The 14,206-nt window shown below is 68.9% G+C and carries 14 protein-coding genes and 1 tRNA gene; 10 read left to right on the top strand and 5 right to left on the bottom strand.

The window, feature by feature from the left end; translation table 11 throughout:
- The first annotated feature begins 34 nt into the window (after nucleotides 1–34).
- From infC to ASE10_RS02410, 10 genes are all read left to right on the top strand, one after another.
- Nucleotides 35–559, top strand: coding sequence for a translation initiation factor IF-3 (infC, locus tag ASE10_RS02455; RefSeq protein WP_235565829.1), 525 nt, complete (start codon nucleotides 35–37; stop codon nucleotides 557–559).
- A gap of 414 nt (nucleotides 560–973) precedes the next feature.
- Nucleotides 974–1,648 carry an ankyrin repeat domain-containing protein gene (locus ASE10_RS02450; RefSeq protein WP_055903951.1) on the top strand — a complete coding sequence of 225 codons (675 nt, stop codon included), beginning with the start codon at nucleotides 974–976 and terminating at the stop codon, nucleotides 1,646–1,648.
- A 65-nt stretch (nucleotides 1,649–1,713) separates the two neighbouring features.
- Complete coding sequence (locus tag ASE10_RS02445; RefSeq protein WP_055902750.1) at nucleotides 1,714–2,955, top strand: XVIPCD domain-containing protein; 1,242 nt, start codon at nucleotides 1,714–1,716, stop codon at nucleotides 2,953–2,955.
- Between the two features lie 218 nt (nucleotides 2,956–3,173).
- Nucleotides 3,174–3,371 carry a 50S ribosomal protein L35 gene (gene rpmI / locus ASE10_RS02440; protein WP_055902747.1) on the top strand — a complete coding sequence of 66 codons (198 nt, stop codon included), beginning with the start codon at nucleotides 3,174–3,176 and terminating at the stop codon, nucleotides 3,369–3,371.
- Nucleotides 3,372–3,384: 13 nt separating this feature from the next.
- Nucleotides 3,385–3,744, top strand: coding sequence for a 50S ribosomal protein L20 (gene rplT, locus ASE10_RS02435; protein ID WP_055902745.1), 360 nt, complete (start codon nucleotides 3,385–3,387; stop codon nucleotides 3,742–3,744).
- A 158-nt stretch (nucleotides 3,745–3,902) separates the two neighbouring features.
- Nucleotides 3,903–4,928: a phenylalanine--tRNA ligase subunit alpha gene (pheS, locus tag ASE10_RS02430; RefSeq protein WP_055902743.1), complete on the top strand. Its 1,026-nt coding sequence runs from the start codon at nucleotides 3,903–3,905 to the stop codon at nucleotides 4,926–4,928.
- A 97-nt stretch (nucleotides 4,929–5,025) separates the two neighbouring features.
- A complete protein-coding gene (pheT, locus tag ASE10_RS02425) occupies nucleotides 5,026–7,431 on the top strand; it encodes a phenylalanine--tRNA ligase subunit beta (protein ID WP_055902740.1) in 2,406 nt (801 codons plus the stop codon).
- A gap of 35 nt (nucleotides 7,432–7,466) precedes the next feature.
- A complete protein-coding gene (gene ihfA, locus ASE10_RS02420; protein WP_055902738.1) occupies nucleotides 7,467–7,766 on the top strand; it encodes an integration host factor subunit alpha in 300 nt (99 codons plus the stop codon).
- Nucleotides 7,747–8,103 carry a MerR family transcriptional regulator gene (locus ASE10_RS02415; RefSeq protein ID WP_055902735.1) on the top strand — a complete coding sequence of 119 codons (357 nt, stop codon included), beginning with the start codon at nucleotides 7,747–7,749 and terminating at the stop codon, nucleotides 8,101–8,103. Before ihfA ends, ASE10_RS02415 begins: the two co-directional genes overlap by 20 nt.
- A gap of 53 nt (nucleotides 8,104–8,156) precedes the next feature.
- Nucleotides 8,157–8,233, top strand: a tRNA-Pro gene (locus tag ASE10_RS02410).
- Between the two features lie 60 nt (nucleotides 8,234–8,293).
- Here ASE10_RS02410 and ASE10_RS02405 read toward each other — a convergent pair.
- The 5 genes from ASE10_RS02405 to ASE10_RS02385 form a co-directional block, all read right to left on the bottom strand.
- A complete protein-coding gene (locus ASE10_RS02405; protein WP_055902732.1) occupies nucleotides 8,294–9,304 on the bottom strand; it encodes a TraB/GumN family protein in 1,011 nt (336 codons plus the stop codon).
- Nucleotides 9,305–9,755: 451 nt separating this feature from the next.
- Nucleotides 9,756–10,136, bottom strand: coding sequence for a hypothetical protein (locus ASE10_RS02400; RefSeq protein ID WP_157480880.1), 381 nt, complete (start codon nucleotides 10,134–10,136; stop codon nucleotides 9,756–9,758).
- 7 nt (nucleotides 10,137–10,143) lie between these two features.
- Nucleotides 10,144–12,051 carry a 1-deoxy-D-xylulose-5-phosphate synthase gene (gene dxs, locus ASE10_RS02395; protein WP_055902729.1) on the bottom strand — a complete coding sequence of 636 codons (1,908 nt, stop codon included), beginning with the start codon at nucleotides 12,049–12,051 and terminating at the stop codon, nucleotides 10,144–10,146.
- Nucleotides 12,052–12,169: 118 nt separating this feature from the next.
- Entirely contained in the window at nucleotides 12,170–13,336 is a 1,167-nt protein-coding gene (locus ASE10_RS20495) for a hypothetical protein (RefSeq protein WP_162255233.1), read from the bottom strand.
- Nucleotides 13,337–13,523: 187 nt separating this feature from the next.
- Nucleotides 13,524–14,138 (bottom strand): HNH endonuclease, encoded by a 615-nt coding sequence (locus ASE10_RS02385; RefSeq protein WP_235565810.1) that lies wholly within the window; start codon nucleotides 14,136–14,138, stop codon nucleotides 13,524–13,526.
- Between the last annotated feature and the right edge of the window lie 68 nt (nucleotides 14,139–14,206).

Genomic DNA, 14,206 nt, shown 5'->3' with positions numbered 1-14,206 from the left:
ACGGAACGCCGTGTCCACTTTGGAGATTGCAACAATCAGTACCCCCGAGAAGCCGAGCCGTAAGAACCAGGAGATCCGCGTACCGCGCGTGCGCGTGATCGGCAGCGACGGCGAAATGATCGGCGTGCTCACGCGCGACGAAGCGCTGCGCATGGCCGAAGAGGAAGCCCTGGATCTGGTGGAAATCCAGCCGAATGCTGATCCGCCGGTCTGCAAGATCATGGATTTCGGCAAGTTCCGCTTCGAGCAGCAGAAGAAGGCCAACGAGGCCAAGAAGCGGCAGAAGCAGGTCGAGATCAAGGAACTCAAGTTCCGCCCGGTGACCGACGAAGGCGACTACCAGATCAAGCTGCGCAACATGCGCCGGTTCCTGGAAGAAGGCGACAAGGTCAAGGTCAACATCCGTTTCCGTGGCCGCGAGATGAGCCACCAGGAACTCGGCCGTGAGATGGCGGCCCGGATCGAGGCCGACCTGGGCGAAGACATCGTGATCGAGTCGCGTCCGCGCCTGGAAGGTCGGCAGATGGTCATGATGATCGCGCCGAAGAAGAAGACCTGATCCCCGGCGACCGCCGGATCGAGTCCGAAAACCCCCGCCGAGTGCGGGGTTTTTTTGTTTCTGGGCCGTCGCGGTCGCGGGTGGGGCTGCGGAGGCGCCGATCCCGTCCCCGTTCCCAATCCGTGGACCGCAGGCGCGGCTGAGGCCTGGACGAGGCCCGCGCGACCCCCGGGACGGGCCGGGACGGCCGGGAATCTGTGACGCACGACCCATCGCGGGGCGCGTCGCCGCCGCCGCGCGACTTGTCCCGGCCATGTCTTCGCGGCACCATGCGGTGGGGTAGGTGCGCGGTGTGCGCGCCCTGAGGTGCTGATGCGACCGGAACGCGCGAAAGCCCGAAGGATGGCGGGGGCCATCCTGTTGATGATCGCCGCATGCGCGGCATGTACGACTTGCGCCATGGAGAAGAACGCAATGCTCGCAACCCAAGCCCGCCCGCGCGGGCAGGAGATCTTTGCCGACCCCGCGGTCGCGGCCCTGGCCGAAGCGATCGCCGACGGCGATACCGCCCGCATCCGCACGCTCGCGCCCGGCGTCGACCTGTCGGCGCGCGGCGACAAGCAGGTGACCTTGCTGCAATGGGCGCTGCTCAACCAGCGCCTGGACAGCCTGAAAGCGCTGCTCGACGCCGGCGCCGACCCCAGGCAGCCCGGTGTGGACGGCGACACCGTCCTGCATATGGCCGCGGCGGCCAACGACGGCGCCTACCTGTCCGAACTGCTTGCGCGCGGCGCCGATCCGAACGTGCGCAATCCCGAATCCGGCGCCGGCCCGCTGCGCGCCGCGCTGATGGGCGAGCGCGAGGCCCAGTTCCGCGCGCTGCTGGCCGCGGGTGCGGACCCGAACCTCGCCGACCGCCTCGGCAATACGCCGCTGCACATCGCCGGCCAGATCAACGATCCCGCTCGCGCGCTCGACCTGCTCCAGGCCGGCGCCGAGCCGAACGCGCGCAACGCCCAGGGCGCGACGTTCCAGGCTTATCTGTTCATGACCCGGGCGTCGCTGCTGACGGCGCAGGCGCGCAAGCAGCGCGAGGCGGTCGAAGCGTGGTTGACCGGGCATGGCGTCGCGCTGGAGGGCGCGCGCTGAGCACGTAGCAAACGACAGGATGTCGGCCGCGCGGCCGGCCAAATCCGTAACGGGGAGTGGCAAGGATGAATGCACTGATCGATCCGGAGCGCCTGCACGGCCAGCGCCCGTCGTTCGCCGACGAAGTGCGCGGGCAGACCGCGCTGCCGGTGGACATGACCCTGGCGAAGCTGATGCGCGACGTCTACGACTACGACCGCAACGGCCGCCAGGAAGGCGTCGGCGCGTGGAAGCCGATGGGCGAGGACGAACTGCGCCAGGTCGGCATCGATCCGACCCTGCTCAAGAACCAGAGCAGCGGTTTCCTGGCGGTGGTCTACGGCGACGGCCAGGGCCGCCACGTGCTGGCCTACAGCGGCACCGACGAGCCCAAGGACTGGTTGACCAATTTCGGCCAGGGCCTGGGCTTCGAGACCTCGCAGTACAACCAGGCGATGGCGCTCGCCCGCCAGGCCAAGATCGCCTTCGGCCAGGACATGGTCATCACCGGCCATTCGCTGGGCGGCGGGCTGGCCGCGGCGGCGGCGGTCGCCACCGATACCCCGGCGGTCACCTTCAACGCCTCGGGCGTGCACGACAAGACCCTGGAGCGGATCGGTCTGGATCCGGACGCGGTGAAGCACGAAGCCGGGCAGGGCCTGATCCGGCGTTACGCGGTGCAGAACGAAATCCTGACCGAGCTGCAGGAGAACAAGCCGATCATCCGGCACCTGATGCCGGACGCGGTCGGCCACAAGATCGAACTGCCCGATCCCGATCCGCAGACGTTCTGGCAGAAGCTCAACCCGGTCAAATCGATCAAGCACGGCGTGGCGATGCACTACATCGACTCGGTGATCGAGGCGCAGGAAAAGGCCTTCGGCAAGGATTTCGAGGGCAAGGGTCTCGAGAGCAGGGTTTCCGCGAACCAGGCTCCGGAAAGCCGGGGCGCGCGCATGGACGAGCCCTCGCACCCGGCCAATGCCTTGTATCGCCAGTCGTACGGCGGCGTGCAGGACGGCGCCGCCGCGCGCGGCCTGAACGGCGGGCAGACCGAGCAGCTGGCCGGGGCGCTCGCGCTGGAAGCCCAGCGCGGCGGCCTGCAGCGGATCGACCAGGTGGTGTTCGGCGAGGACGGCCGGCGCGCCTTTGCGGTCCAGGGCACCCGGCCCGAGTCGCAGCAGGTCGCCCACGTCGACGTGGCGGCGGCCCGCGAGCAGTCGCTCGCGCTCAGCAGCGAGCAGTCGCTCCAGCTAGCGCACCGGGCGGCCGCGGCCGCGCAGTCGGCGCCGCAGGCCGAGGCCTTGAGTGCGGCCCGGGGCCGCTGATCGCGGCTTCGCCATCCCCGACTAAATCGCTGATTTGCATAAGAATCCCAGGGTCTGCATAATGTGCGGCCCGGTTCGCCGGGTTTGTTGTGCGCAAGACTCAGGACCTGTTGCTGATCTCGTTTCAGATCAATGACTTACAAGCCGGCAAGGGCAGGACGGAAAGAGTGGCCATGCCACCGCCCAGGCCAGTGACATAACTCCGAAAGGACATCGCAATGCCCAAGATCAAGACCAATCGGGCGGCAGCCAAGCGCTTCCGGAAGACCGCTTCCGGCAAGTTCAAGTGCGGCCACGCCAACAAGAGCCACATCCTCACCAAGAAGGCCACCAAGCGGAAGCGCAACCTGCGGCAGACGAACCATGTTCGTCCCGAGGACGCAGGCCGTCTGGTTCGCATGCTGCCGTATCTCTGAGGAGGACTGAACAATGGCACGAGTTAAGCGTGGTGTTACGGCGCGCCGCCGTCACAAGAAAATCCTGAAGCAGGCCAAGGGCTACTATCACGCCCGCCGCAAAGTCTTCCGCGTCGCCAAGCAGGCGGTCACGAAGGCTCTGCAGTACGCCTACATCGGTCGTAAGCAGAAGAAGCGCAATTTCCGTTCGCTGTGGATCACCCGCATCAATGCGGCTGCCCGCATCAACGGCATGAGCTACAGCCGTTTCATGAACGGCCTGCTCAAGTCCGGCATCACCCTGGACCGCAAGGTGCTGGCGGATATCGCCGTGCACGACGCGGTGGGTTTTGCGGCGCTGGCCGAAAAGGCGAAGAGCGCGCTCGCGGCGTAACCTGTTTCCATCCCCGTCCCGAGCCACGTGCCCCGCACTGGTTCGGTGCGAGGGACAACGTGGTTAAGGCATGGGGAAGGGCGCGAGTCCTTCCCCATTGCCGTTTTTGGACTCCCGTAATCCGTTGCTGCGTAAGGCGAACCAGGAAGCAGACCCCCATGGGTGAAATCGAGCAACTCAGCCAGCAATCGCTCGCGCAGATCGCGGCGGCCACCAGCTCCGAAGCGGTCGAGGCCTTGCGCATCGCCCTGCTCGGCAAGTCCGGCAGCGTCACCGCGCAGCTCAAGCAGCTGGGCGCGCTGCCGCCGGAACAGCGCAAGAGCGCGGGCGAGGCGATCAATCGCGCCCGCGACCTGCTGACCGCCGCGCTCAACGAGCGCAAGCACGCGCTGGACGACGCCGCGCTCGACGCGCGACTGGCCTCCGAATCGATCGACGTGACCCTGCCCGGGCTCGCCGCCGACGTCGGCGGCCTGCACCCGGTCAGCCGAACCATGGAGCGCATCGCCGACATCTTCGGCCGGCTCGGTTTCGCGCTCAGCGACGGTCCCGAGATCGAGGACGACTGGCACAACTTCGAGGCCTTGAACTTCCCGCCGCACCATCCGGCGCGGGCGATGCACGACACCTTCTACTTCCCGCCCGACAGCGCCGGCGTCGCCCGCCTGCTACGTACCCACACCTCGGGCGTGCAGGTGCGCTACATGCTGCAGGCCGTCGCCGATAAGAGCGGGCCGCCGCTGCGCATGATCGCGCTGGGCAAGGTCTACCGCAGCGACAGCGACCAGACCCACACCCCGATGTTCCACCAGTGCGAAGGCCTGCTGGTCGACGAGCACGCCAGCTTCGCCGACCTCAAGGGCACCTTGGCCGAGTTCGTGCGCGCGTTCTTCGAGCGCGATTTCGAAATGCGCTTCCGTCCGAGCTATTTCCCCTTCACCGAGCCCTCGGCCGAGGTCGATATCGCCTGGCAGCAGCCCGACGGTTCGACGCGCTGGCTGGAAGTGCTGGGCTGCGGCATGGTCCATCCCAGCGTGCTGCGCAACGTCGGCATCGATCCGGAGAAGTACACCGGCTACGCCTTCGGCCTGGGCGTGGAGCGCTTCGCGATGCTGCGTTACGGCGTCGACGACCTGCGCAGCTTCTTCGAGAACGACGTCCGCTTCCTGAAGCAGTTCGCTTGAGAGCCGATATTCGGGATTCGGGATTCGGGATTCGCAAAGCGATGAGACCCGTTTTTACGAATCCCGAATCCCTAATCCCCAATCCCGGAATTTCAGAATGAAATTCAGCGAAAACTGGCTGCGCCAGCACGTGCCGACCGACGCGACCCGCGAGCAACTGGCCGCGACGTTGACCGCGATCGGTCTGGAAGTCGAAGAGGTGACCGCCCTGGGCGAGTCGCTCGACGGCGTCGTCGTGGGCCGCATCGTCAGCGCCGAAAAGCATCCCGAAGCCGACCGCCTGCAGGTCTGCCAGATCGAGATCGGCGACGGCGCGACCGTGCAGATCGTGTGCGGCGCGCCCAACGCGCGCGCCGGCCTGAAGGCGCCGCTGGCGACCGTCGGCGCGAACCTGCCGGGCGGCATGGCGATCAAGGCCGCCAAGCTGCGCGGCGTCGAATCGTTCGGCATGCTGTGTTCGGCCAAGGAACTGGGCGTGGACCCCGACGCCTCCGGCCTGCTCGAACTGCCGGCCGACGCGCCGGTGGGCGCGCCGCTGGCGCAGTACCTGTCGCTGCCCGACGCCAGCATCGAGATCAAGCTCACTCCCAATCGCGCCGATTGCTTCAGCGTGCGTGGCATCGCCTACGACGTCGCCGCCGCCTGCGGCTCGGCGGTCGTGCCGTTCGACGCCACCCCGATGCCGGCCTTGAACGACGCCACCCTGACGGTCGAACTGGATGCCGGCGCCAAGGTGCCGCGCTTCGTCGGCCGCGTGATCGAAGGCGTCAACGCCGCCGTGGCCACGCCGATCTGGATGGTCGAGCGCCTGCGCCGCAGCGGCGTGCGCCCGATCAGTTTCCTGGTCGACGTGACCCAGTACGTGATGCTGGAGCTCGGCCAGCCGATGCACGCCTTCGACCGCGACAGCCTGACTCAGCCGATCGTGGTGCGACCCGCGCGTGCCGGCGAGGAAACCAAGCTGCTCGACGGCCGCACCGTCGCGCTGGATCCGGATTTCCTGGTGGTGTCCGACAGTCAGGGCGGCCACGCCGCGCGCGCGGTCGCACTGGGCGGAATCATGGGCGGCTACGACACCCGCGTCACCGACGCCACGCGCAACGTATTCCTGGAAGCCGCGCACTGGATTCCGTCGGCGATCATCGGCCGCGGCCGCAAGCTCGGCCTGCACACCGACGCCGGCCACCGCTTCGAGCGCGGCGTCGACCCGGAACTGCCGCGCCAGGCGGTCGAAGTCGCGACCCGGCTGATCGTCGAGATCGCCGGCGGCGCGCCCGGTCCGGTCATCGAAGCGGTGCTGCCGCAACACCTGTCGCAGCCGCAGGCGGTGCCGCTACGACGCGAGCGCCTGGCCCGGGTGCTGGGCCTGCGCGTCGCCGACAGCGACGTCGAACGCATCCTGCAGGCGCTGGGACTGACGGTCGCCAACACGGCCGAGGGCTGGAGCGTCATCCCGCCCAGCCGCCGCTTCGATCTGGCGATCGAGGAAGACCTGATCGAGGAAATCGCCCGCATCCACGGCTACGACGCGATCCCGACCACGCTGCCCGGCGGCGCCGCGCGCCTGATCGCGCCCAGCGAAACCCAGGTCGAATCCGGCGTGCTGCGGCGCCAGCTGGCCGCGCGCGATTATCTGGAAGCGATCAACTACGCCTTCGTCGACGCCGACCTGCTTGCCGCCTGGCAGCTCAGCGACGGCGCGGTGGCACTGGCCAACCCGCTCAGCGCCGAACTCGGCGTGATGCGCACCCAGCTGCTGCCGGGCCTGGTCGCCGCGCTCGCGCGCAACGCCGCCCGCCAGCAGTCGCGGCTGCGCCTGTTCGAACTCGGCAACGTGTTCGCGACGCGTGCCGGCGAAGCGCCGCTGCAGACCGCGCGCATCGCCGCGGCCGCCTGCGGCGACGCCGGCGGCGAGCACTGGAGCGGCAAGAGCCGCCCGGTCGGCTTCTACGACCTCAAGGGCGACCTCGACAGCCTGGCCGCGCTGGCCGGCGCCCGCCTCGAATACCGGCCCTCGCAGCCGGCCTGGGCCCACCCGGGCCGCTCGGCCGACGTCTACCGGCTCGATGAGAACGGTCAGGCCCGCCGCCTGGGCTGGATCGGCCAGCTGCACCCGCGCCTGCAGCGCGCGCTGGACCTGGACGCCGACGTGGTCGCGTTCGAGCTGGATCTGGCACCGCTGTCGCAGCGCGCCGTACCGCGCGCCGGCACCCTGTCCCGGTACCCGTCCGTCCGCCGCGATCTCGCGTTCGTCGTCGCCGAGGACGCCCCCTGGGCGGCGATTTCGGCCTCCGTTCAGGCGGCTGCGGGCCCGTCCCTGCGCGATCTGGTGCTGTTCGACCGCTACCAGGGCAAAGGGGTGGAAACGGGATTCAAGAGTCTCGCTATGGGCTTGATTCTGCAGGATGAATCACGCACCCTGACTGACCGCGATGTGGAAGAAGTAGTGATCGCGGTGATGGCGGCGATCGAGCGCGACCATGGCGCGAAGATCCGCGCCTGAGCTGCGCATCGTCGGTTGAGAACAGGGGAAACGATGTGGCATTGACCAAGGCGGAAATGGCGGAGCGCTTGTTCGACGAAGTCGGGCTCAACAAGCGCGAGGCCAAGGAATTCGTCGACGCGTTCTTCGACGCGTTGCGCGAAGCGTTGGAGCACGGCCGGCAGGTCAAGCTGTCGGGCTTCGGCAATTTCGACCTGCGCCGCAAGAACCAGCGGCCCGGGCGCAACCCGAAGACCGGCGAGGAAATTCCGATTTCGGCGCGGACGGTGGTGACCTTCCGTCCGGGACAGAAACTCAAGGAGCGGGTGGAGGCCTATGCTGGATCCGGGCAGTAATCGCGAACTTCCGCCGATCCCGGCGAAGCGCTACTTCACCATCGGTGAGGTCAGCGAGCTGTGCGACGTCAAACCGCACGTGCTGCGTTACTGGGAAACCGAGTTCCCGACCCTCAATCCGGTCAAACGCCGCGGCAACCGCCGCTACTACCAGCGCCACGAGGTGCTGATGGTGCGGCAGATCCGCGGCCTGCTGTACGAACAGGGCTACACCATCGGCGGCGCGCGCCTGCGCCTGGAAGGCGAGGCCGCCAAGGACGAGTCCGCGCTGAGCTCGCAGATCATCCGCCAGGTGCGGATGGAGCTGGAAGAAGTGCTGCAACTGCTGCGGCGCTGAACCTTTGCGGCTATACTTGCCGCCCGCTCGCCAGAGCGGACATCGCAACACGTCGGGGCGTAGCGCAGCCTGGTAGCGCATCTGCCTGGGGGGCAGAGGGTCGTCGGTTCAAATCCGGCCGTCCCGACCAATATGGTTTTCACCGCAACGCCCGGCCCGCGCCGGGCGTTTTGCGTTTTGGGCCGCGTGCTTACGGCGCCTCGACCGTGTAGCCGCGCGCCTGCAGCCGCGCCAGGTAACCGTCGGGCTTGAGCAGCTCGGCGATCGGCAGGCTGGCGAAGCTGGTGCGGTTGCTGAGCAGGGCCCGGTCGGCGCTGCTCAGCCAGCTCTGGACCACGCGCTCGCGCAGGTCGCCGAAGCCCAGGCGCTGGGCGGCGCCGGAGGCGGTGACGGCGCGCAGGCAGACCTCGTACTGGTCGCCCTGCGGCAGCGCGCGCAGCGCTTCGATGTCGCCGATCGCCCAGGCGTTGGCGCGCGCGCGCATGGTCTCGATGTCGCCCTCGATCCGGCTCAGGGTCTTGGCGAAGCAGTCGGTGTCGCTGAGCGTGGTGTTGGCGAAGTCCTTGAGCGCGGTCTTGGGGTCCTTGATCTTCACTTCAACCTTGGACGAGGTGATCTTGACCTTGTGCTCCTTGGCGCTGCGCTCGACCACCGGCCAGACGACGCCCTTGAGCGAGAGGTCGGAGCGGCGCATCGCGGCTTCGTAGAGTTCCTGCGCGGCGAACACCGGGCGCCATTTCTCGACCCCGCGATCGCTGCCGATGTAGCGCGCCTTGAGCGGCAGCCAGCGCGCGTAGAGCTCGGCGGGCACCACCTCGCGCAGGGTCTTGTCGTCGGGATTGCGGCGCGCCTTCAGCGCCGAGGGGATCAGCAGCATGCTGCGGAACATGCCCAGGTCGGTGCCGATCGACGCCGACGGCGGTTCCAGCACTTCCTGCGATTGCGCGATCGTCGCTTCGACGTCGCGCGACAGCCAGCGCATGTTCTTCGGTATCGGGCTCAGCGTGCCCAGGATCCACAGCACGTGCTCGCCGCGGCTGACCTTCCACATGCCGGGGCCGGGCTGCACGCCGGAGACGACCACGGTGTCGATGTCGCGGATGGTTTCGGCGGCGGGCGCGGCCGGCGGCGTTTGCGCGAGTGCGGCGGGGGCGAGCGATGCGAGCGAGAGCGCGAGGCAGGCGAGCAGGGCAGGGCGCATCCGTTGCGTTTCCGTGGTGACGGGGAGGAGTCCGGAGCCTGCCAGATTCGTGCCTCTCGGCGCAGTGCGGATCGGTGCATGCCGGGTGGGCCGTGCGGATTTCGTTCAGCCAGCGCAAGCGGGGCGTAGCCGCTTCCTGTGGCAGCGACGTAGGTCGCGATTGAGCCCCACCTGATCCGCGCAACCCAGCGACCGGGGGCCGTGCGATTCCAGCCAGCGCAGGCGGAGCGTAGCCGCTTCCTGTGGGAGCGACCTGAGTCGCGATGGGGTTCCACCTGATCCGCGCGACCCGGCGACCGGGGGCCGTGCGATTTCAGCCAGCGCAGGCGGAGCGTAGCCGCTTCCTGTGGGAGCGACGTGAGTCGCGATGGGGTTCCACCTGATCCGCGCGACCCGGCGACTGGGGATCGCGACTTACGTCGCTCCCACAGAGAGCTTGCGTCACTGCAACCTACGGTCGGGGCTGCGTGGCGGCGTAGGCGCGCAAGACCTCGTCGCGCAGGTCGGCGGGTAGGGCGTCGTAGTCCGCCGCATGGGTTTCGAACTTGGATGCGAGGTCGGTTGCGGTGTCGTAGCCGCTGGCCACCGCATGCAGGACCAGCAGGGCGCAGAGGGCGAACTCGCGCGGGTGATCGGGCATGAGCGCGTTCGCGCCGAGCTCGATCACTTCGTAGGGATGCCGATGCTGGCCCGGTCGCAGTGCGCCGTCCTGCTCGAAGATGACTTTCTGCAGGGCGCACAGGTGCGGCTCGGTGTCCTGGCCGTAGTCGAGCGCGGCGATGAAGGCCAGTTCCTCCGCGGTCGCGGTGGCGACCAGGGGGCTGAGCTTCATCGCTGCCTCAGAGCGCCGCGCTGCGCGGCGGCGCTTCCAGCAGTTCCGGCCAGCGCGCGAGCACGGCGCTGCGGATGCCGGCGACGTCGAGGCCGGATTCGGCCAGCAGCTGTTCGCGGCTGGCGTGGTGCTGGAATTCGTCGGGCAGGCCCAGGTGCAGGATCGGCAGGACGATGCCTTCGGCGGCGAGCAGTTCGGCCACGCCGCTGCCGGCGCCGCCGGCGACCACGTTGTCCTCGAGGGTGACGAAGCCGCGGTGGTTCTTGGCCAGCTCGAGGATCAAGCCGCGATCCAGCGGTTTGACGAAACGCATGTTGACCAGGCTCAGGCCGAGCTCGGCGGCGACCTGTTCGGCCGCCGGCACGATCGCGCCGAAAGCGAGCAGGGCGATGTGCTTGCCGCTGCGGCGCAGTTCGGCCTTGCCGATCGGCAGGGTGTCCAGGTTCGGCTGCACCGCGACGCCGGGACCGGTGCCGCGCGGGTAGCGCACCGCGGCCGGGCCGGGATAGCGATGGCCGGTGCTGAGCATCTTGCGGCACTCGTCCTCGTCGGCCGGCGCCATCACCACCATGTTCGGCACGCAGCGCAGGTAGGACAGATCGAGGTTGCCGGCGTGGGTGGCGCCGTCCGGGCCGACCACGCCGCCGCGGTCGATCGCGAACAGCACGTCCAGGTTCTGGATCGCGACGTCGTGGACCAGCTGGTCGTAGCCGCGCTGCAGGAAGGTCGAGTAGATCGCGACCACCGGCTTGGCGCCTTCGCAGGCCATGCCCGCGGCCAGGGTGACCGCGTGCTGTTCGGCGATGGCGACGTCGAAGTAGCGGCTCGGGTATTCCTTGCTGAAGCGCACCAGGCCGGAGCCTTCGCGCATCGCCGGGGTGATGCCGAGCAGGGTGTCGTCGGCCGCGGCCATGTCGCACAGCCATTCGCCGAATACGTCGGTGTAGGTCGGCTTCTTGGCGCCGGGCTTGCTGACCAGGCCCTTCTCGGGATCGAAGGGACCGACCGCGTGGTAGCCGATCTGGTCGCCTTCGGCCAGTTCGTAGCCTTTGCCCTTGGTGGTGATGATGTGCAGCAGCTGCGGACCCTTGAGGGTCTTGAGCGTCTTCATCGCGCCGAGCAGGGCCGGCAGGTCGTGGCCGTCGATCGGGCCGGTGTAATGGAAGCCGACTTCCTCGAAGAAGGTCGAGGGCACGAACATGCCCTTCCAGTGTTCTTCCCAGCGCCGCACGAACTTGGCCGCCGGCTTGCGCTTGTCGCCGAGCAGTTTCTTGCCGCCTTCGCGCAGCGCGTTGAGCGTGCGGCTGCCGGTGAGGCGGCCGAGCATCTTGGTGACGCCGCCGACGTTCTCCGAGATCGACATCTGGTTGTCGTTGAGGATCACCAGCAGGTTCGGCTCGGGATCGGTCATGCCGCCGGCGTGGGCCAGCGCTTCGAAGGCCATACCGGCGGTCATCGCACCGTCGCCGATCACCGCCACGACCTTGCGCTCGTCGCCGGCGCGCTGCAGCGCGATCGCCATGCCCAGCGCGGCCGAGATCGAGGTCGAGCTGTGGCCGACGCCGAAGGTGTCGTACTCGGACTCCTCGCGCTTCGGGAACGGTGCCACGCCGTCCTTCTGCTTGACGGTGTGGATATCGTCGCGGCGGCCGGTGAGGATCTTGTGCGGGTAGCACTGGTGGCCGACGTCCCAGACCAGGCGGTCGGTGGGCGTTTCGAACAGCCAATGCAGTGCCACCGTCAGCTCGATCACGCCCAGGCCCGCGCCGAAGTGGCCGCCGACCAGGGCGACCTGTTCGATCAGGTAGTTGCGCAACTCCTCGGCGATCGCGGGCAGCTCGTCTTCGGCGAACTGGCGCAGGTCGGCGGGGGTTTGGATGCGGGAAAGACGCGGGTAGCGCTGCGAATCGATCATTACCGACGGGTTCTGGCGTTCAGTCGGTCATTGTCCCGCCCCTGTGTGAGGCGGGCAAGAAGCGGGTGCGTGGCGGGTTCAGGCGCGGGCCGCGGCCTCGCGCCTGCGATCGCGGCGATCAGCGGCCGCGCAGGCGTCCGAATAGGCCGCCGGCCTTGGCCGGTTCCGCCGGATCGGGCTCGGACTCGGGCTCGGCGAAACCGGTGGCGAGGTTGGCGTTGACGAAGTCGGCGACGTCGCTGGCCGGCACGCCGCTGGCTTCGGTGATCTCGGCCAGGGTCGCCGGGCCCTTCATCATCACCGTGGCGATGCGGAAGTGCTTGGGGAACTCGCGTTCGGTCTGCGGCCACTTGACCATCTGGTAGCGGCGCTGCGGGTCGTAGCCGGGCGCCAGGGCGCCGTGGCCGGCGAGCAGGCTGCCGAACCAGACCAGGCGCGCCAGCGGCATGGCCTCGCCCAGCGGCGCGATCGCGGCGGCCCAGCTCTTGTCGTCGACGGCTTCGAAATCGGCCGCGGACGGGTTCTTCTCGAAATAGGCCGACAGCGGCTTGAGCGCGGACGGGCCGTAGTACTGGCGCTGCTCGGCGTCGATGAACAGGGGCTCGGCGCCGCGCAGGCGGACCCGGCCGCGCAGACGGCCGGAGGTCAGCCAGACCAGCAGCGATTCGCCGACCGCGGCGGCGGGTGCCGGGGCGGGTGCGGGCTTCGGTGCGGCGGGTGCGGGCGCAGGCGGTGCGGGAGCCGGCGCGGCTGCGACAGGTGCAGGTGCAGGCGCAGGCGCAGGCGCAGGTGCCGCCCTGGGCGCCGGCGCCGGCGTGGGCGCGACCCCGAGCGGAATCTCGACCGCGCGGTCCAGGGTCGGGATCGGTTCGGCCGGCGCGGGCCGGGGCGCGGCGGGAGCGGGGCTGGGCGCGGCGGGTGCCGGGCTCGGCGCGCTGGCGATCGCGGGCGGTGCCGGCGCGGGTTCCAGCGGCTGCCCGGCCTGGGTCGCGATCTCGCGTAACAAATCGCCGATAGCGTTGGCGTCGAACGGCTGGGCGAGGCGGTAGTCGGCCTGGGTGCGCGGGGCGCTGGTCAGCGCGATCACGCTCTTGCCCGCGGCATGCAGGCGCAGCCAGCTCATCGGGCCGTACATGCTGTCCATGTCCACGACGACGTAGTCGGCCTGGCTCTCGGGCAGCAGCTGCCAGCGCGCGCCGAGGCGGGCGTTGGCATCTTTGAAGGCCGCCTGCAGTGCGGTCTCCGTCGCCGGGTCCATTCCGGTCAGACCGAGGGTCAGAGCCATCGTTGCGTCGTCCATCTTTTCTGTGGTGGACGAGTGTTGCGGACAGCCATCACCTCGTCAACGCGCGCAACGCGTCGCAAACCAGCGTTCTTCGGCAGGTGCGCGTTTAGCGAGCGGTAGAGCGCGACGGGCGTCACGGCTTGGCCTTGCGCGGTACGGCCGTATCGACGGCCAGGGCTTGCGCCGTTCAGGCGGGCAGACGCGCCTTCTTGGGCAGCTGGTTGCGCAGGAAGGCCATCTGGTCGGCGAGGATGTTGCGGTTCGACAGGATCAGGTGCTCGACCCAGCTCGGCCGGTACGGCACCGCGAGCAGCGGCATGCCGGCCTGCTGCGGGGTGCGGTTGCCCTTGCGCGAATTGCAGTGGAAGCAGGCGGCGACCACGTTCTCCCAGATGTCGCGGCCGCCCTTGGACACCGGGATCACATGGTCGCGGGTCAGGTGCGGGCGGTTGAAGTCGCGGCCGCAGTACAGGCACAGGTAGTCGTCGCGCGCGAACAGGGCGGCGTTGGTCAGGGCCGGGGTCGGGTCGAGCGCATGGGTACGGGCGTGGCCGCGCGCGGCCACGATCGGATGCAGTTCGATCAGGCTCTGCTCGCCGCTGAGGCGGCTGGTGCCGCCGTGCACGCGCAGGCAGGGGTCGCCCAAGGTCCAGGCCACCGCGCCGCGCACGTAAAGGCAGGTCGCTTCCTGCCAGTTCATCCAGTCGAGCACGCGGCCATGCGCATCGAGCGACAGGAGCCGTACCGCATTGAGGCGGTCGCTGGGCGGGCGTGGGTGCGCGTAGCGCTGGGCGAGGTCCAAGCCAGAGACGCCGAGGACTTCCGGCTCACGCAGCAGTCGCTCTGCGTGGGTTCCGGTTCGGACCAAGC

Source organism: Lysobacter sp. Root76 (assembly GCF_001428685.1).
In the GTDB taxonomy this organism is placed as follows: Bacteria; Pseudomonadota; Gammaproteobacteria; order Xanthomonadales; family Xanthomonadaceae; genus Lysobacter.
The sequence above is the reverse complement of the archived record's forward strand: the minus strand, read 5'-3'. Positions and strand labels throughout refer to the sequence as shown.